This is a genomic window from Enterobacter sp. 5-4 (genome assembly GCF_000612205.1).
GTDB classification, from domain to species: domain Bacteria; phylum Pseudomonadota; class Gammaproteobacteria; order Enterobacterales; family Enterobacteriaceae; genus Enterobacter; species Enterobacter roggenkampii.
Genome location: NZ_JFHW01000010.1, coordinates 348,847 through 371,833, shown reverse-complemented (window position 1 = coordinate 371,833; position 22,987 = coordinate 348,847). Strand labels below are relative to the sequence as shown.

20 protein-coding genes are annotated in these 22,987 nt (G+C 56.2%); 3 read left to right on the top strand and 17 right to left on the bottom strand.

The features are described from left to right. Positions 1 to 32: 32 nt before the first annotated feature. Positions 33 to 1,076: a GMP reductase gene (locus tag AA74_RS0107910; protein WP_025912174.1), complete on the bottom strand. Its 1,044-nt coding sequence runs from the start codon at positions 1,074 to 1,076 to the stop codon at positions 33 to 35. A gap of 228 nt (positions 1,077 to 1,304) precedes the next feature. On the opposite strand from AA74_RS0107910, the gene coaE reads away from it, so the two are divergent. From coaE to yacG, 3 genes are read left to right on the top strand one after another with little or no spacing between them, the layout of a single operon-like run. Next, a complete protein-coding gene (gene coaE / locus AA74_RS0107905; protein ID WP_008501971.1) occupies positions 1,305 to 1,925 on the top strand; it encodes a dephospho-CoA kinase in 621 nt (206 codons plus the stop codon). After that, entirely contained in the window at positions 1,925 to 2,668 is a 744-nt protein-coding gene (gene zapD / locus AA74_RS0107900) for a cell division protein ZapD (protein WP_008501972.1), read from the top strand. The genes coaE and zapD overlap by 1 nt, the downstream gene beginning before the upstream one ends. Positions 2,669 to 2,677: 9 nt before the next feature. After that, entirely contained in the window at positions 2,678 to 2,872 is a 195-nt protein-coding gene (yacG, locus tag AA74_RS0107895; RefSeq protein ID WP_021240519.1) for a DNA gyrase inhibitor YacG, read from the top strand. 25 nt (positions 2,873 to 2,897) lie between these two features. On the opposite strand, the gene mutT is transcribed toward yacG, so the two are convergent. The 16 genes from mutT to AA74_RS0107815 all read right to left on the bottom strand — a co-directional run bounded on the left by mutT (position 2,898) and on the right by AA74_RS0107815 (position 22,974). Next, the gene (mutT, locus tag AA74_RS0107890; RefSeq protein WP_021240520.1) at positions 2,898 to 3,299 is read right to left on the bottom strand and encodes an 8-oxo-dGTP diphosphatase MutT; all 402 of its coding nucleotides are present in this window, start codon (positions 3,297 to 3,299) and stop codon (positions 2,898 to 2,900) included. Positions 3,300 to 3,356: 57 nt separating this feature from the next. Then, positions 3,357 to 6,062 carry a preprotein translocase subunit SecA gene (gene secA, locus AA74_RS0107885; RefSeq protein WP_021240521.1) on the bottom strand — a complete coding sequence of 902 codons (2,706 nt, stop codon included), beginning with the start codon at positions 6,060 to 6,062 and terminating at the stop codon, positions 3,357 to 3,359. 58 nt (positions 6,063 to 6,120) lie between these two features. Then, entirely contained in the window at positions 6,121 to 6,624 is a 504-nt protein-coding gene (gene secM / locus AA74_RS0107880; RefSeq protein WP_074165536.1) for a secA translation cis-regulator SecM, read from the bottom strand. A gap of 278 nt (positions 6,625 to 6,902) precedes the next feature. Then, positions 6,903 to 7,820 carry a UDP-3-O-acyl-N-acetylglucosamine deacetylase gene (gene lpxC, locus AA74_RS0107875; protein ID WP_008501977.1) on the bottom strand — a complete coding sequence of 306 codons (918 nt, stop codon included), beginning with the start codon at positions 7,818 to 7,820 and terminating at the stop codon, positions 6,903 to 6,905. A gap of 101 nt (positions 7,821 to 7,921) precedes the next feature. Then, positions 7,922 to 9,073 carry a cell division protein FtsZ gene (gene ftsZ, locus AA74_RS0107870; protein ID WP_008501978.1) on the bottom strand — a complete coding sequence of 384 codons (1,152 nt, stop codon included), beginning with the start codon at positions 9,071 to 9,073 and terminating at the stop codon, positions 7,922 to 7,924. 63 nt (positions 9,074 to 9,136) lie between these two features. Further along, positions 9,137 to 10,393: a cell division protein FtsA gene (ftsA, locus tag AA74_RS0107865; protein WP_006173845.1), complete on the bottom strand. Its 1,257-nt coding sequence runs from the start codon at positions 10,391 to 10,393 to the stop codon at positions 9,137 to 9,139. Then, a complete protein-coding gene (gene ftsQ, locus AA74_RS0107860; RefSeq protein ID WP_008501979.1) occupies positions 10,390 to 11,232 on the bottom strand; it encodes a cell division protein FtsQ in 843 nt (280 codons plus the stop codon). The genes ftsA and ftsQ overlap by 4 nt, the downstream gene beginning before the upstream one ends. Before the next feature lies 1 nt (position 11,233). Next, a complete protein-coding gene (locus AA74_RS0107855; protein ID WP_023293286.1) occupies positions 11,234 to 12,154 on the bottom strand; it encodes a D-alanine--D-alanine ligase in 921 nt (306 codons plus the stop codon). Further along, positions 12,147 to 13,622 (bottom strand): UDP-N-acetylmuramate--L-alanine ligase, encoded by a 1,476-nt coding sequence (murC, locus tag AA74_RS0107850; protein WP_023326695.1) that lies wholly within the window; start codon positions 13,620 to 13,622, stop codon positions 12,147 to 12,149. The genes AA74_RS0107855 and murC overlap by 8 nt, the downstream gene beginning before the upstream one ends. A gap of 56 nt (positions 13,623 to 13,678) precedes the next feature. After that, the gene (murG, locus tag AA74_RS0107845) at positions 13,679 to 14,743 is read right to left on the bottom strand and encodes an undecaprenyldiphospho-muramoylpentapeptide beta-N-acetylglucosaminyltransferase (protein WP_021240525.1); all 1,065 of its coding nucleotides are present in this window, start codon (positions 14,741 to 14,743) and stop codon (positions 13,679 to 13,681) included. Then, entirely contained in the window at positions 14,740 to 15,984 is a 1,245-nt protein-coding gene (gene ftsW / locus AA74_RS0107840; protein ID WP_008501983.1) for a cell division protein FtsW, read from the bottom strand. The genes murG and ftsW overlap by 4 nt, the downstream gene beginning before the upstream one ends. Continuing rightward, positions 15,984 to 17,300, bottom strand: a complete 1,317-nt coding sequence (gene murD / locus AA74_RS0107835) for a UDP-N-acetylmuramoyl-L-alanine--D-glutamate ligase (protein ID WP_023345434.1) — start codon at positions 17,298 to 17,300, stop codon at positions 15,984 to 15,986. Before murD ends, ftsW begins: the two co-directional genes overlap by 1 nt. A 2-nt stretch (positions 17,301 to 17,302) precedes the next feature. Further along, positions 17,303 to 18,385 (bottom strand): phospho-N-acetylmuramoyl-pentapeptide-transferase, encoded by a 1,083-nt coding sequence (gene mraY / locus AA74_RS0107830; protein ID WP_008501985.1) that lies wholly within the window; start codon positions 18,383 to 18,385, stop codon positions 17,303 to 17,305. Further along, a complete protein-coding gene (gene murF, locus AA74_RS0107825; RefSeq protein WP_025912172.1) occupies positions 18,379 to 19,737 on the bottom strand; it encodes a UDP-N-acetylmuramoyl-tripeptide--D-alanyl-D-alanine ligase in 1,359 nt (452 codons plus the stop codon). The genes mraY and murF overlap by 7 nt, the downstream gene beginning before the upstream one ends. After that, entirely contained in the window at positions 19,734 to 21,221 is a 1,488-nt protein-coding gene (gene murE, locus AA74_RS0107820; RefSeq protein WP_023326692.1) for a UDP-N-acetylmuramoyl-L-alanyl-D-glutamate--2,6-diaminopimelate ligase, read from the bottom strand. Before murE ends, murF begins: the two co-directional genes overlap by 4 nt. Continuing rightward, positions 21,208 to 22,974 carry a peptidoglycan glycosyltransferase FtsI gene (locus AA74_RS0107815; protein WP_008501988.1) on the bottom strand — a complete coding sequence of 589 codons (1,767 nt, stop codon included), beginning with the start codon at positions 22,972 to 22,974 and terminating at the stop codon, positions 21,208 to 21,210. Before AA74_RS0107815 ends, murE begins: the two co-directional genes overlap by 14 nt. Positions 22,975 to 22,987: the final 13 nt, after the last annotated feature.

Genomic DNA, 22,987 nt, shown 5'->3' with positions numbered 1-22,987 from the left:
GCTGGCGCACGGGCATGCGCCAGCGATAGCCATTACAGGCTGTTGAATACGCGGTTTTCTTGTTCCTGAACGCGAATAAACGTCGTACGCTTTGTCAGCTCTTTCAGGCGGGAGGCGCCAACGTAGGTGCAGGCAGAGCGCAGGCCGCCGAGGATATCGCGTGCGGTGTTTTCAACCGGACCGCGCAGAGGCAGCTTGACGGTTTTACCTTCTGCCGCACGGTATTTCGCCACGCCGCCGACGTGACGGGTCATCGCAGACTCAGAGCTCATACCGTAAAACAGCATAAATTTCTCGCCGTTCTCTTCAACGACGGTACCGCCGCTCTCTTCGTGACCTGCCAGCATGCCGCCGAGCATCACGAAGTCCGCGCCGCCGCCGAAGGCCTTTGCGACATCACCCGGCATGGTGCAACCACCGTCGCTGATGATCTGGCCGCCCAGCCCGTGCGCCGCATCGGCACATTCAATGACGGCAGAGAGCTGCGGATAACCGACGCCGGTTTTGACGCGCGTGGTGCATACGGAGCCCGGACCGATGCCCACTTTCACGATATCGGCACCGGAGAGGATCAGCTCTTCACACATTTCACCGGTCACCACGTTGCCCGCGATGATGGTTTTCGTCGGCCAGGCCTCACGCGCCTTGCTGACGAACTGTACGAAGTGCTCGGAGTAACCGTTCGCCACATCAATACAAACGAAGTTCAGCGCCGGGTTAGCATTCAGGATCTGTTTGGTCTTCTCGAAATCCGCATCGGAGGTACCGGTGGAGACCATCACGTGCTTCACCACATCAGCAGAGGCGGACGCCACAAACGCATCCCACTCTTCAGGGCTGTAATGTTTGTGCACGGCGGTGAGGATGTCGAACTGTGCCAGCGCGGTTGCCATCTCAAAGGTTCCCACAGTATCCATGTTGGCAGCGATGATCGGCACGCCAGACCAGGTCTGACCGGAATGCTTAAAGGTGAATTGACGTTCGAGTTCAACGTCTGAGCGACTTTTCAGTGTAGAGCGTTTAGGGCGGATAAGAACGTCTTTGAAACCTAACTTCAGATCTTCTTCGATACGCATGTGCGGATTCCTGGGGTTAGAGGCAAATATGTTAAAAGCACAACTCCAGTGACGCTATCATACGCACTAATACCTGCTCCGCAAGACTGCGAAATTCTCTTTTTTTACGCTACAATCCTATAAATTTACCTGGTAAAAAGCCGGTAAACAGGGCTAAACAGTTGCTGGCGCACCTGAGAGTTTTAATCAACTGATTTTAATAATGAATAATTCCCAGGATTTGATTTAATGGGGTATATCGTTGCATTAACCGGTGGCATCGGTAGTGGCAAAAGTACCGTTGCAGACGCGTTTTCTCGTTTGGGTATCACGATTATCGATGCCGATATTATTGCCCGCCAGGTGGTAGAGCCCAATACACCCGCGCTTAAGGCCATCGCAGAACATTTTGGCCAGGCAATCATCAATGCCGATGGCACGCTAAATCGCCGTCAGCTTCGCGAATGCATTTTTTCCGATTCAGCGGAAAAAGCCTGGCTTAATGCCCTGCTCCATCCCATTATCCACCAGGAAACACAGCGTCAGATAGCCGAAGCCCGCTCGCCCTATGTCTTGTGGGTGGTTCCGCTGCTGGTGGAAAATCAGCTGCATCAGAAAGCCGATCGGGTACTGGTGATTGATGTCGCACCCGAGACGCAAATCCAGAGAACCATGATGCGAGACCATGTCTCGCGCGAGCATGCTGAACATATTCTCGCCGCTCAGGCCACGCGCGCTCAGCGCCTTGCCGTGGCGGATGATGTTATTGATAATAACGGCGCACCAGATGCTATTGCATCGGATGTTGCCCGTCTGCACGCGCAGTATCTGACGTTAGCCGGGCAGGCCGTTGCACAGGAAAAACCATAATGTCGACTCACATCCTTTTTGAGCATCCGCTCAACGAAAAAATGCGTACCTGGCTGCGCATCGAATTCCTCATTCAGCAGCTTTCACAACATCTGCCGGTTAACGATCACGCTACGGCGTTGCACTTCTTCCGCAATGTAGGCGATCTGCTGGATGTGATTGAACGCGGCGATGTCCGCACAGAATTGCTTAAAGAGCTGGAGCGCCAGCAGCGTAAATTGCAGGCATGGGCTGAGGTTCCGGGGGTGGACGTAAGCCGTATCGATTCCCTTCGTCAGCAGCTTAAAACCAGCAGCAGCATCCTGATGGCCGCACCGCGCGTCGGGCAGTTTTTGCGTGAGGACCGCCTGATTGGCCTGGTGCGCCAGCGCCTGAGCATCCCTGGCGGTTGCTGCAGCTTCGACCTGCCGACGCTGCATATGTGGCTCCATATGCCACAAGCGCAGCGTGACGCGCAGGTGAACAGCTGGCTGGCAAGCCTGGAGCCGATGCACCAGACGCTGTCGCTGATCCTCGATCTGATCCGTAACTCAGCGCCGTTCCGCAAGCAAACCAGCCTGAACGGTTTCTACCAGGACAACGGTGATGATGCCGATCTTCTGCGCCTGAATTTATCGCTTGGCGAACAGCTTTATCCGCAAATTTCCGGGCATAAGAGCCGCTTTGCGATTCGCTTTATGCCGCTGGACAGCGAAAATGGCACCGTGCCGGAACGCCTCGATTTTGAACTGGCCTGTTGTTAAGGAGTGCCGATGTCTGATGTCACCACCGTAAACTGCCCGACCTGTGGCAAAACCGTTGTCTGGGGCGAAGTGAGTCCATTCCGCCCATTCTGCTGCAAACGCTGCCAGCTTATTGACCTGGGCGAATGGGCGGCGGAAGAGAAACGCATTCCGAGTAAAGGCGATCTTTCGGACAGCGATGACTGGAGTGAAAGCCAGCAGTAATCCGTAAAGCCTGCTGGCGCGTCGCTTAGCAGGCCTTCGGTTGTTCGACTAACCGCAGGATCACAGGCTCATTAGCTGGCGGGAATTTTTCGGCATCACTTGCCTGAAGCTCCACCCAGTTACCCGGCTGCCCCTCTTTCCCCCAGGGTTCACCTTCCCAGTTTTCCACCAGCCAGAACCACAGCGTGATGTGTCTGTCCGGGAACTGGTACTCAAGCTTATCAAACAGCGTTGCGCCAAGCGGGGTGATCCCAACTTCTTCCTGAAGCTCGCGAACCAGCGCCGCTTCCGGGGTTTCACCGGCCTCAATTTTTCCGCCAGGAAACTCCCATTTGTTCGCCATATGGGCGTCGGCAGCACGCTGGGTGATAAAGATTTGGTTTTGCGGGTTGCGAATAATCCCGACGGCAATTTGCAGTATTTTCATATTGTCACTTCCATAAAAAAGGCGCAGATTTCTGCGCCTTTTTGTTTTTTTATGAACTTAGCTCAGACGGCCGTGGCACGCCTTGTACTTTTTACCAGAACCGCAAGGGCATGGATCGTTACGACCCACTTTACGATCGCCGGTTTGCGCGGCGATCGCCGCTGCGGCTTCGCTGTCGTCGGTCTGATGGCTCAGCTGTTGCATTTGCGCCAGACGCTCGGCTTCTTCACGACGCTGCTGTTCCATCGCTTCCACCTCTTCCGGCATACGCACCTGAACCTTGCTCAGGGTGCTGATGACTTCATACTTCAGCGACTCAAGCATAGAGGCAAACATGGAGAAGGACTCACGCTTGTATTCCTGCTTCGGATCTTTCTGCGCATAGCCACGCAGGTGGATACCCTGACGCAGGTAGTCCATCGCCGCCAGGTGCTCTTTCCACAGGGAGTCCAGCGTCTGCAGCATCACGCCTTTTTCGAAGTGACGCATCATTTCAGCGCCAACCACTTCTTCCTTGCGCTTGTAGACGTCCAGCGCGGTTTCGTAGATACGCTCGCGCAGGGTCTCTTCGTGCAGCTCAGGCTCTTTATCCAGCCACTCTTTGATTGGCAGGTCGAGGTCGAAGTCGTTTTTCAGGCGTTCCTGCAGGCCTTCGATGTCCCACATCTCTTCCAGAGACTGCGGCGGAATGTGCGCATCAATCGTGGCTTTAAACACATCTTCGCGAATGCTGTTGATGGTTTCGCTCACGTCGGACACGTCCAGCAGTTCGTTACGCTGGGTGTAGATCGCACGACGCTGGTCGTTAGCCACGTCATCGTATTCCAGCAGCTGCTTACGAATATCGAAGTTGCGGCTTTCCACTTTACGCTGTGCGTTCGCGATCGCTTTGGTAACCCACGGGTGCTCAATGGCTTCACCCGGCTTCATGCCCAGCTTACGCATCATGCCGGACACGCGGTCGGAGGCGAAAATACGCATCAGCGCATCTTCCATCGACAGGTAGAAGCGGGAAGAACCGGCATCACCCTGACGACCTGCACGACCACGCAGCTGGTTATCGATACGACGCGATTCGTGACGCTCGGTACCGATAATGTGCAGACCGCCGGATGCCAGCACTGCGTCGTGACGCACCTGCCAGTCGGCCTTAATCTGAGCAATCTGTTCAGGCGTTGGGTTTTCCAGCTCAGCCACCTCGGCCTGCCAGCTTCCGCCCAGCATAATATCGGTACCACGACCCGCCATGTTGGTGGCGATGGTTACCGCTGCCGGATAACCTGCCTGCGCAACAATATCCGCTTCTTTGGCGTGGAATTTGGCGTTCAGTACGTTGTGCTTGATGCCCGCTTTCGTCAGCTCGTGAGAAACCACTTCGGATTTTTCAATGGAGATGGTCCCCACCAGAACCGGCTGGCCTTTAGCAGTACGCTCGCGAATGTCTTCGATGATCGCCTGAATTTTTTCCGCTTCGGTCATGTACACCAGGTCCGGCATATCCTTACGGATCATCGGACGGTTGGTTGGAACGACCACGGTATCCAGCTTGTAGATAGAGCTGAATTCAAACGCTTCGGTATCGGCTGTACCGGTCATGCCCGCCAGCTTCTCGTACAGACGGAAGTAGTTCTGGAAGGTGATAGACGCCAGCGTCTGGTTTTCGTTTTGAATATCCACGCCTTCTTTGGCTTCTACAGCCTGGTGCAGACCGTCTGACCAGCGACGTCCCTGCATGGTACGACCGGTGTGCTCATCGACAATGATCACTTCGCCGTCTTTTACGATGTAGTCGACGTCGCGGGTGAACAGCGCGTGGGCACGCAGCGCGGCGGTCACGTGGTGCATCAGCATGATGTTGCTCGGAGAGTACAGAGACTCGCCCTCTTCCATAATGCCTTCAGCCACCAGCAGCTCTTCGATTTTCACCAGACCACGCTCGGTCAGGTTCACCTGGCGCGCTTTTTCATCCACGGAGAAGTGACCTTCACCCTGGAAGGTATCCGAGTCTTCTTTCTCCTGGCGCAGCAGGTGTGGAATGATTTTGTCGACTTTACGGTACATCTCGGAGCTGTCTTCAGCCGGGCCGGAGATGATAAGCGGAGTACGCGCTTCATCAATCAGGATGGAGTCCACCTCATCCACCAGCGCGTAGTGCAGCTTACGCTGGACGCGCTCTTCAGGGCTGAACGCCATGTTGTCACGCAGGTAGTCGAAGCCGTATTCGTTGTTGGTGCCGTAGGTGATGTCCGCGTTATACGCTTCGCGCTTGGCTGGTGCGGGCAGTCCGGACATGTTGATGCCGACGGTCATACCGAGGAATTCGAACAGTGGACGGTTGTTTTCGGCGTCACGCTGCGCCAGATAGTCGTTGACGGTAACGACGTGAACGCCTTTACCGGTCAACGCATTCAGGTAAGCCGGCAGCGTTGCGGTCAGGGTTTTACCTTCACCGGTACGCATTTCCGCGATGCAGCGTTCGTTAAGCACCATCCCGCCCAGCAGCTGAACGTCGAAGTGACGCATGCCGAACACGCGCTTACTTGCTTCACGTACGACAGCAAATGCTTCCGGGATCAGGCTTTCTAAGGTTTCACCTTTTTCCAGACGCGCACGAAATTCCGCCGTTTTCGCTTTCAGCTCATCATCAGAGAGCTTCTCCATCGCCGGTTCCATACCGTTGATGACGGCAACAGCTTTGCGCATACGGCGCAGGGTACGATCGTTACGACTACCAAAAACTTTAGTTAATAATTTGATTAGCATAATAAATTCTCAAACGCCCCATCATGGGCAGATAAATTAAGGTATTGAAAAAGTTAATTTAGCTGAGGCGTTGAGGCCCGGCGCGAATGCCGTGAACCTGGCTAATCCAGGTTGAAACAGAGAATGAAACAGGAGGAACGAGCGCGCGTTGCGCCGTCTGGCGAACCATAACCGGCGGCTGGCTGTCCTGCGTGAGCAGTGCGTTGAGCGTGTCCAGCAGGGCAAGATGCTGCGCCTGCACCGGCAGCGCCTCTTCCGCAACAGGCATTGCCTGCGGCGCCATCGCGAAGGAGAGATGGCGGATAACCGTGCGGATAGCGTGCTGGTGCCAGTAATCAACGGAGAAATTCGGGCGGCGACTGGCTTCGAGCCAGGCGAGATTTGTAAAGTTAACCCGCGTATTGAGATCGTGTTTGCTGGTAGAGGTCTTCGTCGGCGTCGCCGCTTCGGCACTGTTGCTGAGCGCAGGCAAGCCGAAACTCGCCGCGACCATCCCTAATAAGAGATGCGGCCAGAAGTAACGTCTGCCAAATTGTCGCCAGCGCGTCAGTATTCCGCTCACTTGCTCCACCACATAAGCCAGCCTGCTACAGGCTATCTTCAGTTATTTTTTTAAGCGCCCAGATATTACCACTAAAGCCAATACACATCAGCAGGAATGAGGCGCCGCCGCGGGGAAAAACGGTCAAGAATGCAGCTAACGCACACACTTTCTGCGCAAGACAGACTAGAAATAACGCTGGGGCAAACAAAGAAGGGTAAAAATAAAAACGACTGGTCTTCCTGGCCGGAGAGAGTACCAGGTTAACCAGTCGATTTTTTACGAAACGGCGTGAACCGTTACGCCAGAACCATGCTTGGCGCTTTGAAAGCCAACGGCAGTTCTGCTTCGTCTTCGAAGGTCACATATTCCCAGGCTTCCTGTTTTGCCAGGACGGCCTGCAACAGTTTGTTGTTCAGCGCATGACCGGATTTGAACGCGGTAAATGCACCAATGATGTTGTGACCACACATGAACAGGTCGCCGATAGCGTCCAGCATTTTGTGACGAACGAATTCATCTTCGAAACGCAGGCCGTCTTCGTTCAGTACGCGATAATCGTCAACAACGATGGCACAATCGAAGCTGCCGCCCAGGCACAGGCCGCGGGACTGCAGATATTCGATATCACGCATGAAGCCAAACGTACGGGCTCGGCTGATCTGGCGCATAAACGCATCGGCAGAGAAGTTCATCGCATAGCGCTGGGTGCTGGAATCAATCGCCGGATGGTTAAAGTCGATGGTAAAGTCCAACGAGAAACCATTGTACGGTTTAAATTCGGCCCACTTGTCGCCATCTTCGACGCGAACGGTCTCTTTGATGCGAACAAATTTCTTCGCGCAGTTCAGTTCTTCGATGCCAGCATCCAGCAGCAGATAGACGAACGGTGCAGCACTGCCATCCATAATCGGGATTTCTGGCGCATCGACTTCAACAATAATGTTGTCGATACCCAGCCCCGCCAGGGCGGCGTTCAGGTGCTCTACGGTAGAAATCCGCACGTCATGCTCGTTCACCAGACAAGTACAGAGCATAGTATCACGCACAGATTTGGCATCGGCCGGAAAATCTACCGGTGGATTCAAGTCGGTGCGACGATAGATGACCCCGGTATTGGCCGGCGCAGGGCGTAACGTCAGCGTGACTTTCTTGCCGGTATGTAAACCGACACCCGTCGCCTGAACGATACGTTTAAGTGTCCTTTGTTTGATCATCGTATAATCTCGCCAAATTAACTATCCAACCGAGAGTGTATATCACTAACGGTGGGCCAGTTTAGCACAAAGAGCGCAAATCCCCTAATTCCAGCCAATTCTTAATCAGCTTGCTTACGCAGGAACGCCGGGATATCCAGATAATCTGGCTCTTTCGCCGTTTGCGGCGTTGGGTCGTTCACCACTTTCGCGGCCGGTTTCTGCTCCTGAGTCAGCGGAGACATACCGTGCTGCTGGTAACGATCCATTACCGGTTGCTGAGTCTGCTTGTTAGTTACTAAGGTGATCTCAGGACGCTTGTCCATACCGATACCGGTTGCCACAACGGTAACACGCAGCTCGTCGTTCATTTCAGGGTCAAGTGAAGTACCGATTACCACGGTAGCGTTGTCAGAGGCGAACGCACGGATGGTGTTACCCACGGTTTCGAACTCATCCAGACGCAGGTCAAAGCCAGCGGTAATGTTGACCAGCACGCCGCGCGCACCAGACAGGTCGATATCTTCCAGCAGTGGAGAAGAGATAGCCATTTCAGCCGCTTCTTCTGCACGGTCTTCGCCGCTCGCCACGCCAGAGCCCATCATCGCGTAGCCCATTTCGGACATCACGGTGCGAACGTCTGCAAAGTCAACGTTCATCAGGCCAGGACGGGTAATCAGTTCAGCGATACCCTGAACCGCGCCTTTCAGCACGTCGTTTGCTGCGCCGAAGGCGTCAAGCAGGGAGATACCGCGACCCAGAACCTTCAACAGTTTGTCGTTCGGGATGGTGATCAGCGAGTCCACATGTTTGGACAGCTCGGTGATACCCTGCTCCGCGAAGGCCATACGCTTCTTGCCTTCAAAATTGAAAGGCTTGGTCACGACAGCAACGGTCAGAATACCTAAATCTTTAGCCACTTCAGCTACAACAGGTGCTGCGCCGGTACCGGTACCGCCACCCATACCTGCTGCAATGAAGACCATGTCCGCACCTTCCAGTGCAGCGCGCAGGGCTTCACGATCTTCTTCAGCCGCATTGCGGCCCACTTCCGGGTTAGCCCCAGCTCCCAGCCCTTTGGTGATACCACCGCCGATCTGGATAGTCTGGCCTACCGCCGTCTTACGCAGTGCCTGCGCATCGGTGTTAACCGCGAAGAATTCAACACCTTCAATGCGTTCACGCACCATATGCTCTACGGCGTTACCGCCGCCGCCACCGACGCCGATGACTTTAATCACCGCGTCGTTGGTCAGTTCCATAGGTTCAAACATAATTTCTCTCTCCGTTGTGCCTGTCGCCCGAGACCGCTAATTCTCTCCGGTCTCTTAAAAAAATTAAAACTCTTTTCGCAACCAGTTGTTCAGTCGTTTGACCCACGACCCCACTGAGACGCGTTTTTCCACTTCCGCTTCACCACTGAGATGAGATTCCTTCCCGTAGTGGAGCAGGCCCACAGCCGTTGAATAATACGGCTCCTGAGCATAATCCGTTAAACCGGTGATATTCAGCGGCGCCCCAATACGTACCTGCGTATGGAAGACGCGCTGCGCACAGGCCGCAAGACCTTCAATTTGCGCTGCACCGCCGGTTAATACAATCCCCGCCGCAAGATGATGTTTAACACCCTGCTGACGAAGCTGTTCCTGTAACTGTAGAATTTCTTCGTTGACCAGGTTGAGCAGCTCGGTATAGCGCGGCTCAATCACCTCAGCCAACGTCTGGCGCTGCAGGCTGCGCGGTGGACGACCACCGACGCTTGGCACTTCAACGCTCTCATCTTTGCCAACGATAGAACCCAGCGCACAGCCGTGGCGCACTTTAATCGCTTCTGCATCGCTCGGTGGCGTACCAAAAGCGTAAGCAATATCGCTGGTCACGACGTTCCCTGCGTACGGGATCACTTTGGTGTGGCGCAGCGCACCGCCGGTATACACGGCCATGTCCATTGTACCACCACCAATATCGACCACACAGACACCCAGTTCACGTTCATCTTCGGTCAGTACGGAATAACTTGCCGCCAGACCGGCGAAAATAAGTTGGTCAACTTTCAGGCCACAACGTTCAACGGCTTTAACAATGTTCTTCGCCATATCGTTGTGACATGTGATCAGGTGCACTTTTGCCTGCATACGAACGCCTGACAGACCAACCGGGTTTTTGATCCCTTCCTGGTAGTCAATCGCATATTCCTGCGGGATCACGTGCAATACGCGATGCTCATCGCGAACACGCACGGACTTCGCCGTATGCACAACGTTTTCAACGTCTTCCTGCGTCACTTCCTCTTCGGAAATCGGCACCATGCCGATTTCGTTCTGGCAGCTAATGTGCTTACCAGAAAGGGCAAGATAGACAGAAGAAATCTGGCAATCTGCCATCAATTCAGCCTGATCGATGGCGCGCTGGACGCATTTCACCACCGATTCAAGATCGTTTACCCCACCTTTATCCATACCACGTGACGGGCAACTGCCCACGCCAATGATATTGACCATACCGTCGGGCAGAACTTCCCCTACTAAAGCGGCAACCTTCGCGGTGCCAATCTCCAGTCCAACTACCAGTTTTCTGTCCGTCGCCTTGATCATTGTTGTTCTGCCTGTACCTGTGCCTGATTCTGTTGCTGATTAGGTTCCTCGACCGGAGCCGGTACCCAACCGACTGCTGCGCCTGAGTCATAGCGCAAATCAACGTAGCTTATCCGTTTGCCGTCAGTCTGTGCCTGCTGCTGTAAAACCGGGTAAAGTTCGACAAAACGCGCCAGACGCTTCATGGTGTCCCCGCGTCCCAGGTTGAGCTTAATGCCGTTCGTTAACGTAAGCTGCCAGGAGCGGCGCGCCGTCATTGCAGCATCTTTTAACGTAAACCTGTCCTTCGCCAGCACCTGGCCCATTTCACGAAAACCCTGTAAAACCTCGTTTTCGCTGCCTTCAGGGCCATACAACATCGGTAAATTCTGCTTGTTGACACGATCGGTCGGGACGCTGAAGGAATTTCCGTCGACGTCAACCATGTGCTGATCATTCCAACGCGCAATGGGCACATATTCAACCAGATGAATCTTCAATTCATCAGGCCATTGCTTTCTTACGCTCGCCTGTTTTATCCATGGCAGACGTTCAATCTGGCTCTGGATAATATTGACGTCCTGCGTCATAAAGGTGCCAGGCGAACCCAGCGCCAGTATTGACTGGCGAATATCGTCGTTACGCGTGTAGTGACGCTCACCGGTGACCACCAGCTTAGAAAGCGGCAACCGCTGCGCATCTTCCATCCAGCCCAGGACCATCCAGCCGCTGATAAACACGGTGCACAGCACCCCGAGCAGGAAAATGATGCCTGCAAGACGCGTTCCATTACTGCGGCGTGAAGAGGTGTATTCTTCCTCGTCATCGCGGTTGCGCGTGTTCAATGCAGCCTGAGACATATCAGCCCGCCTGGTCCAGAATGCGTACGACTAACTGCGAGAAGCTCATCCCCGCCTGACGCGCAGCCATCGGCACAAGGCTGTGGCTCGTCATACCCGGAGAGGTGTTGGCTTCCAGCAGATAAAATTGTCCATCTTTGTCCTGCATCACATCGATGCGTCCCCAGCCCTGGCAACCCAGAACATGCCAGGCTTTAAGCACCAGGGACTGTAAATCGGCTTCACGCTCAGCTTCAAGACCACTTGGGCAGAAATATTGCGTCTCATCAGAGAGATACTTCGCCTCATAATCATAGAAGACTCCGGCGGGTTGGATACGGATTGACGGTAAAATTTCTTCGCCAAGCATCGCGACGGTAAATTCCGGCCCGCTAAGCCATTTTTCTATCAGAACTTCATCATCATGTTGAAATGCCAGCGCTAAAGCGGACGCTAAATCGTCAGCTTTGTCGACTTTGGACATTCCCACGCTGGAGCCTTCCCGGCTGGGCTTTACAATAACCGGTAAGCCCAGTTCAGCAATGCGTGCATTAACGCTATCCGGCAGGCCCAATTCAAATTCGCGACGCGTCAGTGCCACCCATGGCGCAACAGGTAAACCAGCGCCCTGCCACAGCAGCTTGCTGCGCAGTTTATCCATAGAGATAGCAGACGCCATCACGCCGCTGCCGGTGTACGGCAGACCGATCAGATCCAGAAGCCCCTGCAGGGTGCCGTCTTCACCGCCACGACCGTGTAAAGCGATAAAGACTTTATCGAAGCCCATGGCTTTTAACTGCGTCACGTCGACCTCTTTTGGATCGACCAGGTGCGCATTGACGCCACCTTCACGCAGGCCCGCCAGTACAGCGGCGCCGGAATTCAGGGAAACCTCGCGCTCGGCGGAGGTGCCGCCAGACAGGACAGCAATCTTATCAGCCATGATGCTCATCCTCCTGGTTTTGCGGCTTCAGTTTGATTTCAGCTAAGGTACGGGCGATTTTGCCGATATTTCCCGCGCCCTGAATCAGAATCAGATCGTTACCTGTCAGGACAGGTGCCAGAATTTCCGCCACCTGCGCAGGGTCAGAAACCAGAATAGGGTCAACTTTACCGCGTCCACGAATGGTGCGACACAGAGAACGACTGTCTGCACCAGGAATCGGCGTCTCGCCTGCGGCGTACACATCCAGCATTAACAGGGTGTCTACCTGTGACAGGACGCTGGCGAAATCGTCATACAGATCGCGCGTACGCGTGAAGCGGTGCGGCTGGAACACCATCACCAGATTTTTGTCTGGCCAGCCTGCACGAGCGGCTTTAATGGTGGCGTCCACTTCGGTCGGATGGTGGCCATAGTCGTCCACCAGCATCGCCGTACCGGCTTTACCGTTCACGGCATCCAGCGGGAATTCACCGAGGAAATCGAAACGACGCCCGGTGCCCTGGAAGCTTTCCAGTGCGCGCAGAATCGCATCATCATCAATGCCTTCTTCCGTCGCGACGGCCACTGCCGCTGCGGCATTGAGCGCGTTATGGCGCCCTGGTGCATTCAGCGTCACGTGCAGCAACTCTTTGTCCTGACGCGCCAGCGTGAAGTGTCCCTGCGCGCCAATCTGTTTGTACTCTTCCACGCGGACGTCAGCGTCTTCGCTGAAGCCGTAGGTGGTGATTTGACGACCCACGCGCGGCAGCAACTCGCGGATCACCGGATCGTCCACGCACATCACCGCGCGCCCGTAGAACGGCAGGTTGTGCAGGAAGTTGATAAAGGTCTGCTTTAAGTTCTCGAAGTCACCCTGGTAGGTATCCATATGGTCAGCTTCGATGTTGGTGACAATCGCCACCATCGGCTGCAGGTGCAGGAACGACGCGTCGCTCTCGTCCGCTTCAGCAATCAGATAACGACTGTGGCCCAGACGCGCATGTACGCCCGCGGCTTTGACCAGGCCGCCGTTGACGAACGTCGGGTCGAGACCCGCTTCTGCATAAATACTGGAAACCATCGCCGTGGTCGTGGTTTTACCGTGGGTCCCGGCAATCGCGATGCCGTGGCGGAAGCGCATCAGTTCCGCCAGCATTTCGGCACGGCGGATCACCGGAATGCGCGCGTCATGCGCGGCAACGATTTCCGGGTTGTCAGAGGAGATGGCGCTTGAGACCACCACCACGCTCGCATCGCGCACGTTTTCCGGGCGATGGTTGAAATAGATAGTCGCCCCAAGCGACGCCAGCTGCTGCGTTACAGGGTTTGGCGCCAGGTCAGACCCGCTGATCTGATAGCCTTCGTTAGCTAACACTTCGGCAATACCGCCCATGCCGGCACCACCGATGCCAACAAAGTGAATGTGCCGGACGCGACGCATCTCGGGCACGATTGAACGCAGTTTTGCCAGTTGTTGTGTATTCATTCTCTAAACGCCATCGACTACTTAAAATTCGTGCCGCGCTTCACGCGCTGCGAGGGTTAAGCCTGGGCTGCCAGGCTCACTTCTTTTGCCACCCGTTCCGTCGCATCAGGGATAGCCGCCGCGCGCGCGCGTTCAGCCATCTCAAGCAATACGTCTCTGTTCCAGCCCGCCAGGGTGGTGGCGACCGCGTCAGCGGTAAATTGTGGCTGCTCAAAAATTTTCGCCGCACCGGCTTTCTCAAGCGGCAGGGCATTCCAGTACTGCTGTCTGTCTTTGTGCTGGAAAGGCACAAACAGGGCTGGCAAACCCGCGGCAGCGATTTCGCTTACCGTTAAGGCTCCAGAACGACAGACCACGACATCGGCCCAGGCATAGGCTGCCGCCATGTCGTCGATAAATTCCGTCACGTTATGCTGCGGCTGCCCCGCCTCGGCGTAAGCCTGCTCAACGGTCTGCTGAGCGCCTTTTCCGCTCTGGTGCCAGATGGTGACGGCATCCCCCAGCTTTGCAGCAACCTGCGGCATCGTCTGGTTTAAAATGCGTGCCCCCTGAGAGCCACCGACGACCAGCACACGAACCGGCCCTTCACGGCCCGCCAGGCGAGCGTCCGGCAACGGCAGTGCCAGTACGTCCACACGGACCGGGTTACCTACTACGTCCGCTTTCGGGAACGCGCCGGGAAACGCCTGCATGACTTTGGTGGCGATTTTCGCCAGCCATTTGTTGGTCAGACCCGCAATACCGTTCTGCTCATGCAGGACGACGGGAATACCTAACGACCACGCGGCTAACCCGCCCGGCCCCGAGACATAGCCGCCCATGCCCAGCACCACATCGGGCTTAAAGCGCTTCATAATGGTGCGCGCCTGACGCCAGGCGTTAAAAATGCGCACCGGAGCCAGCAGCATTGCCTTGAGGCCTTTGCCGCGCAGGCCGGAAATACGAATAAAGTCGATCTCAATACCGTGTTTCGGTACCAGGTCGGCCTCCATGCGGTCTGCGGTTCCCAGCCAGCGTACCTGCCAGCCCTGATCCATTAAATGGTGCGCAACCGCCAGTCCCGGGAACACATGTCCGCCGGTACCGCCTGCCATCACCATTAACCGCTTCGGTTGATTCATCGTGAACCTCGTGTAAACGCCTGGGCTTTTTCCAGACGCGTTTCATAATCTATGCGCAACAACAGCATGATGGCCGTCGACATAATCAACAGACTGGAACCACCATAACTGATCAACGGCAACGTCAGACCTTTGGTCGGCAGCATACCCGCTGCGGCCCCGACGTTAACCAATGCCTGGAAACTAAACCAGATACCAATTGAGCAGGCCAGGAAGCCTGAGAAACGGTGATCGATCTCCAGCGCTTTCCGGCCGATGGACATGGCGCGGAAAGCGACGAAGAATACCATTAATAGCGCTAATACCACACCGATATAACCCAGTTCTTCCGCAATAATGGAGAAGATGAAGTCAGTATGCGCTTCCGGTAAATACTCCAGTTTCTGTACCGAGTTACCCAGCCCCTGCCCCCAGAGCTCACCACGACCAAAGGCCATGAGTGACTGCGTCAGCTGATAACCGCTGCCGAACGGGTCTTCCCACGGGTTCCAGAAAGAGGTCACGCGGCGAATACGGTAAGGCTCGGCGAGGATCAGCAGCACAACCGCTGAAATCCCCATCCCAATGATGGCGATGAACTGCCACAGCTTCGCGCCCGCCAGGAACAGCATGGCCAGCGTGGTCACAAACAGTACCACCACGGTACCGAGGTCAGGCTGCGCCAGCAGTAAGACCGCCAGCACCAGAATCACGCCCATCGGTTTTAAGAAGCCGCGCAGGTTATTACGCACTTCATCTACTTTACGCACCAGGTAGTTCGCCAGGTAGCAGAACAGGGAGAGCTTGGTAAATTCCGCAGGCTGAATACGCAGCGGGCCAAAGGCGATCCAGCGTGATGCCCCGTTTACGGAACTCCCCACCACCAGAACGATCAGCAGCATAATGATCGAGGCGATCAGCATCGCCGTACTGTGCCGCTGCCAGAACTCCATCGGTAGACGCAAGGTCACCAGCGCCAGGCAGAATGCCAGGATGATGTACAGACCATCACGTTTGGCAAACAGGAAAGGATCGTTCGCCAGACGCTGCCCGACGGGCATTGACGCTGACGTCACCATAATAAAGCCGACCGCCGCGAGCCCCATTGTGAGCCAGAACAGCGTGCGGTCGTACATGATCAGGCTGTCGTTATCTTTTTGACGAGAGCCCATCACCCAGCCTTTGAGCGCCGCAAACAACCACACCAGGATCCCAAATCCTGGCAGGCGCGGCATTTTCAGGCGAGGGAGAGATAAACGCATCAGCCTAACTCCTTCGCCAGGCGGGTAAAGACATCACCACGCTGTTCGAAATTCTTGAATTGATCGAGACTGGCACAGGCCGGAGAGAGCAGCACCATATCACCCGGCTTCACGCGAGGGGCAATCAGCCGCATCGCCTGTTCCATGGTTTCGGTTTGCTCGGCGATCTCAGGGCGCAGTTCAGCCAGCTCGCTGCCGTCACGGCCGAAGCAGTAGAGACGGATGTTATCGCCGGAGAGATACGGCTTCAGGGACGAGAAATCAGCAGACTTACCGTCGCCGCCCAGCAGCAGATGCAGGGTACCGTCAACGTGCAGCCCGTTCAGCGCGGCCTCCGTGCTGCCCACGTTGGTGGCTTTGGAGTCGTTGATCCAGCGCACGCCGTTGTGCTCCAGCGCCAGCTGGAAACGGTGCGCCAGACCAGAAAACGTGGTTAACGCTTTCAGGCTCGAGGAGCGCGGCAGCCCCACGGCATCCGCCAGCGCCAGCGCCGCCAGCGCATTGGTATAGTTGTGCTGACCAGAGAGCTTCATCTCTTTCACGTTCAGCACTTTCTCACCTTTCACGCGCAGCCAGGTTTCACCCAGCTGGCGGTTCAGATGGTAATCCCCCATGGTGATGCCAAAACTGATGCAGCGCTCGTCTGCGCCACGCACCGGCATGGTCAGCGCATCATCGGCGTTCACCACGCAGACTTTGGCATTCTCATAAACGCGCAGCTTGGCGGCACGGTACTGCTGCAGACCAAAGGGATATCTGTCCATATGATCTTCAGTCACGTTGAGGATCGTCGCAGCGGCAGCATGCAGGCTGGAGGTCGTTTCCAGCTGGAAGCTGGAAAGCTCGAGAACATACAGTTCACAGCCTTTATCCAGCAGCATCAGAGCAGGCAAACCAATGTTACCGCCAACGCCGACGTTCATGCCCGCCGCTTTCGCCATTTCCCCCACCAGGGTGGTGACGGTGCTTTTACCGTTAGAACCGGTAATCGCGATAACGGGAGCCTGCGCTTCGCGGCAGAACAGCTCGATATCGCCAACAATCTCAACGCCCGCATCTGCGGCAGCGCTCAGGGAAGGATGCGCCAGCGCCATACCCGGGCTGGCGACAATCAGATCGGCTGCCAGCAGCCAGTCATCATTCAGACCACCCAGGTGGCGTTCAACCTGTTCCGGCAGCTTGTCCAGACCCGGCGGAGAGACACGCGTATCCATCACGCGCGGCGTCACGCCACGCGCGAGGAAAAAGTCCACGCAGGAGAGCCCCGTGAGGCCCAACCCGATGATAACGACTTTTTTGCCCTGGTAATCTGCCATGATTAACGTACCTTCAGCGTTGCCAGGCCAATCAGCACCAGCATCAGCGAAATAATCCAGAAGCGCACAATGACGCGCGGCTCCGGCCAGCCTTTCAGTTCATAGTGGTGGTGAATCGGCGCCATACGGAAGATGCGCTGACCGCGCAGCTTGAAGGAGCCGACCTGCAAAATCACCGACAGCGTCTCAACCACAAACACGCCGCCCATGATCACCAGCAGGAACTCCTGGCGCAGCAGCACGGCAATAATGCCCAGCGCGCCGCCCAAAGCCAGTGAACCGACGTCACCCATAAAGACCTGAGCCGGATAGGTGTTGAACCACAGGAAGCCAAGACCCGCGCCGACAATCGCCGTACAGACGATCACCAGTTCACCCGCATGACGCAGATAAGGGATGTGCAGGTAGTTCGCAAAGTTCATGTTACCTGTCGCCCACGCCACCAGCGCAAAACCGGCCGCCACGAAGACGGTAGGCATGATTGCCAGGCCATCCAGACCGTCGGTCAGGTTAACGGCGTTACCGGTGCCGACAATCACAAAGTACGCCAGCAGAATGTAGAACAGACCCAGCTGCGGCATCACGTCTTTAAAGAACGGCACGACCAGCTCGGTCGCTGGCGTGTCTTTCCCGGCAAGATACAGTGCGAAGGCCACGCCCAGCGCGATCACCGACATCCAGAAATACTTCCAGCGGGCAATCAGGCCTTTGGTATCTTTGCGGACGACTTTGCGGTAATCATCGACGAAACCGATGATCCCGTAACCCACCAGTACCGTCAGCACACACCAGACGTACGGGTTGGACGGGTACGCCCACAACAGCACGGAAACGACGATGGCAGTCAGGATCATGATCCCGCCCATGGTCGGCGTACCGCGCTTGCTGAAGTGCGATTCCGGGCCGTCGTTACGCACAACCTGGCCGAAAGAGAGCTTTTGCAGACGGGCAATCATGCGCGGGCCCATCCACAACGAGATGAACAGCGCAGTCAGCAGGCTGACGATGGCGCGAAACGTCAGATATGAAAAGACGTTAAAGCCTGAGTAATATTTGACCAAATGTTCGGCCAGCCAAACTAACATGTCCCGTTCTCCTGTAATGCGTGCACAACCTCTTCCATGGCGGCACTACGTGAACCTTTCACTAACACTGTCACAATTTGTTTTTCTGTCATTAATGCCTTAAGGCGCTCAATCAAGGCGGCTTTATCGGCAAAATGCTCACCAACGCCGCTGGCCTGGCTAATCGCCTGGCTCAATTTTCCTGTGCTCAGTACACAGTCCAGCCCCGCCGCTTTCGCCGCTTCACCGACCTGGGTATGACAGGCTTCGCTTTCGTCGCCCAGTTCTGCCATGTCGCCAACCACCATGATGCGGTAGCCCGGCATTTCAGATAACACCTGCACCGCCGCCGTCATCGAGCCAACATTCGCGTTATAGGAGTCATCCAGCAGTAGCTTGTTTTCCGAAAGCTGAATCGGGAACAGGCGTCCCGGCACGGCTTTCAGGTTCGCCAGCCCGGCTTTGATTGCCGCATGTGAAGCGCCCACCGCCGTTGCCAGCGCCGCCGCCGCAAGGGCATTGGCGATGTTATGGCGACCCGGCAGCGGCAGCAGCACCTCCACGCCACCCGTTGGGGTAGTGAGGGTGAACTCGGTGCCGTGCGACGTCACATGGATATTGGTCGCCGTAAAATCACTGTTGGCCGCATTTGGTGAGAAGCGCCAGGTTTTACGCGCACCAATGATGCTCTGCCAGTTAAGCCAGTCGTTGTTATCGGCGTTCAGAATGGCAATACCGTTATCCGGCAGGCCGGTGTAAATTTCACCTTTCGCTTTCGCCACGCCTTCCAGCGAGCCAAAACCTTCCAGGTGCGCAGCCGCGAGGTTATTCACCAGCGCCGCTTCCGGGCGAGTCAGGCTCACGGTCCAGGCGATTTCACCCTGGTGGTTTGCGCCTAACTCGATCACCGCATAGTCATGCTCTTTGGTCAGGCGAAGCAATGTCATCGGCACGCCGATGTCATTATTGAGGTTGCCCGCGGTAAAAAGCGTATTGCCGCACTGGCTGAGGATCGCCGCCGTCATCTCTTTCACTGACGTTTTGCCTGATGACCCTGTCAGCGCGACGACGCGAGCCGGCACCTGCTGACGAACCCAGGCAGCCAGCTCACCGAACGCGAGACGTGTATCTTTCACCACAACCTGCGGCAGATCGATATCAAGCTTGCGGCTGACCAGCAGCGCACCGGCGCCGTTCTCTTTGGCCTGCTCGGCAAAATCATGCGCGTCAAAACGCTCGCCTTTCAGCGCCACAAAGAGACAGCCTGCGGTGACTTTACGGGTGTCCGTCGTCACGGCATCGATGGTCAGGTCTTGCCCGTGCAGGTCGCCGTGCAGTACTTCTGCGGCCTGGCTTAAGGAGAGGCTAATCATGCGACAACTCCCAGCAGGCGAGCTGCCGTTACGCGATCCGAGTAGTCCAGACGGCGATTGCCAACGATCTGATAATCTTCATGGCCTTTGCCCGCCAGCAGAACAACGTCATTCTCCTGCGCCTGCATGATGGCGTTTGTCACGGCTTCAGCACGGCCTTCCACGACGCGCGCGCGGCCTGCGTCCAGCATACCCGCCAGAATGTCATTAATGATGGCGCGCGGCTCTTCGGTACGCGGGTTGTCATCGGTGACAACCGGAATATCCGCGAACTGTTCCGCAATCGCCCCCATCAGCGGGCGTTTGCCTTTGTCGCGATCGCCGCCGCAGCCAAACACGCACCAGAGCTTACCGGTACAGTGCAGGCGCGCCGCTTCCAGCGCTTTTTCCAGCGCATCCGGCGTGTGGGCATAATCAACCACAACGGTCGGCTTACCCGGCGCGCTAAATACTTCCATACGGCCACAAACCGGCTGCAGTCGCGCGGCGGTTTTCAGCAGTTCAGCCATCGGGTAACCCAGCGCCAGCAGCGTTGCCAGGGCCAGCAGTAGGTTGCTGACGTTAAACGCCCCCATCAGGCGGCTTTCAATTTCGCCTTCACCCCAGGAAGAGGCAAAGCGGATGGTCGCCCCGCTGTCGTGATAATTCACCTCAACCGCTTTCAGCCAGCGGCCGTGGCAGTTCGGATTGATATGGTCTTCCATCGAGACGGCAACTGCATCTGGCAGCTTCGCCAGCCAGCGGCGGCCCACTTCATCGTCGGCGTTGATGATGGCCTGACCGTAATGGTGAGTAGAGAACAGCAGCCATTTCGCGGCTTCGTAGTGCTCCATATCGCCATGATAATCAAGATGGTCGCGGCTCAGGTTGGTAAACACGGATGCAGCAAATTTCAGCGCCGCGACGCGGTGCTGTACCAGACCGTGCGAAGAGACCTCCATCGCGGCGAAGGTTGCGCCCTGCCCTGCCAGACCGGCAAGCACGTGCTGTACGTCAACCGCCGAGCCGGTGGTGTTTTCCGTCGGGCTCACTTTGCCCAGCAGACCGTTACCCACGGTTCCCATCACCGCACCGGTTTCACCCAGCAGCTGTGCCCACTGCGCCATCAGCTGCGTGGTGGTGGTTTTACCGTTCGTACCCGTTACGCCAACCAGACGCAGCTGGTCGGAAGGTTCGTGATAAAAACGTCCCGCCAGTGCGGAAAGACGTTCGTTTAACTGGCTGAGATAGATGACCGGCACGCCGTGCATTTCACGGATCTCACCGTCGGTTGCCTCATCTTTAGCCTCAGCAATAATGGCAGCCACACCTTGCGCAATCGCCTGCGGGATATAACGACGCCCGTCCGCCTGATGACCGACCACCGCCACAAAAAGATCGCCAGAAGCCGCTACGCGGCTGTCCAGAACCATCTCTCGCAGTGCTCGCTCCGGTGCATTTGGCACCCACGGAGCGAGAAGGTCGCGCAAATTACGATCTGCCACCTGTACCCTCGCCTTGATTAATTACAAATTCACTTTTTTCGCCCGTCGCCAGCGCATCCGGTTCAATGTTCATGGTGCGTAACACGCCGCCCATGATGGCCCCGAACACAGGCGCGGAGACGGCGCCGCCGTAGTATTTACCCGCCTGTGGATCGTTTATCACGACCACCAGCGCAAAACGCGGATTGCTTGCAGGCGCAACGCCTGCGGTATAGGCAATGTATTTGTTGATGTAGCGGCCGTCTGGCCCCACTTTTTTCGCTGTACCGGTTTTAATGGCGATACGATAGCCTTTAATCGCCGCCTTCACGCCGCCGCCGCCCGGCAGCGCCACGCTTTCCATCATGTGCACCACGGTACGAACGATAGATTCCGGGAAGATACGCTCGCCCGGGACCGGTGGATCAACTTTGGTAATCGACAGCGGGCGATAGACGCCATAGCTGCCAATCGTTGCGTAGACTCGCGCTAACTGTAACGGGGTTACCATTAGCCCGTAGCCGAAAGAGAAGGTGGCCCTCTCTATGTCAGACCACCGTTGTTTTTGAGGATATAAGCCACTGCGTTCTCCGACCAACCCCAAATTGGTCGCCTTTCCCAGTCCAAAACGTGAGTAAGTTTCTACTAACGCTGAGGACGGCATCGCTAACGCCAGCTTTGAAACACCGACGTTACTCGACTTCTGTAACACCCCGGTCAGGGTCAATTCGCTGTAGCGCGCCACGTCTTTTATCTCGTGGCCGTTAATACGGTATGGGACAGTGTTCAGGACCGTGTTTTCATTGACAATACCGCGCTGGAGCGCGGTCATCACCACCATCGGCTTCACCGTGGAGCCGGGTTCGAACACGTCGGTAATTGCCCGGTTACGCATGGCATCTTTTGCGGTGCCGGTAAAGTTGTTCGGGTTGTAGGACGGGCTGTTGGCCATCGCCAGCACTTCACCGGTGCTGACGTCCACCAGCACGGCGCTGCCTGACTCCGCCTTGTTGAACGCCACCGCGTTGTTCAACTCGCGGTAGACCAGCGCCTGCAGGCGCTCGTCGATACTCAGGGCCAGGTTATGCGCTGCCTGACTGTCCGTGGAAGAGATATCTTCGATGACGCGCCCGTAGCGGTCCTTACGCACGATTCGCTCGCCCGGCTGGCCGGTGAGCCACTTATCGAAGCTTTTCTCAACGCCCTCAATCCCCTGGCTGTCGACGTTGGTAAAGCCAATGAGGTGAGCGGTTACTTCGCCGGATGGGTAGTAACGGCGGGATTCTTCACGCAGATGAATACCCGGCAGCTTCAGTTTGCGAATGTAGTCCGCCATGTCAGGGTTAACCTGACGCGCCAGATAGATAAAACGTCCTTTCGGGTTCGCGTTAACGCGGGAAGCCAGCTGATCCAGCGGCATTTTCAGCGCATCAGAGAGGGCTTTCCAGCGGTTATCAAGGGTAATGCCACCGGCGTCGTGCAGCTCTTTCGGATCGGCCCAGATCGCTTTCACCGGCACGCTCACCGCCAGCGGACGACCGGAGCGGTCGGTGATCATCCCGCGGGACGTGGAAACCTCCTGAACGCGAAGAGAGCGCATATCGCCCTGGCGTACCAGCATGTCAGGGGCGACGATTTGCAGCCAGGCCACGCGGCCCAGTAGAAAACCCAGCGCCAGTAAAATGCAGCCGCAAAGCAACGCAAAACGCCAACTGATAAAGTTGGCCTGTTCTTCCTGACGTTTTGGTTTTAGCGTTTTTGCCGCTGCTTTCATGCGTCGCGTTTTC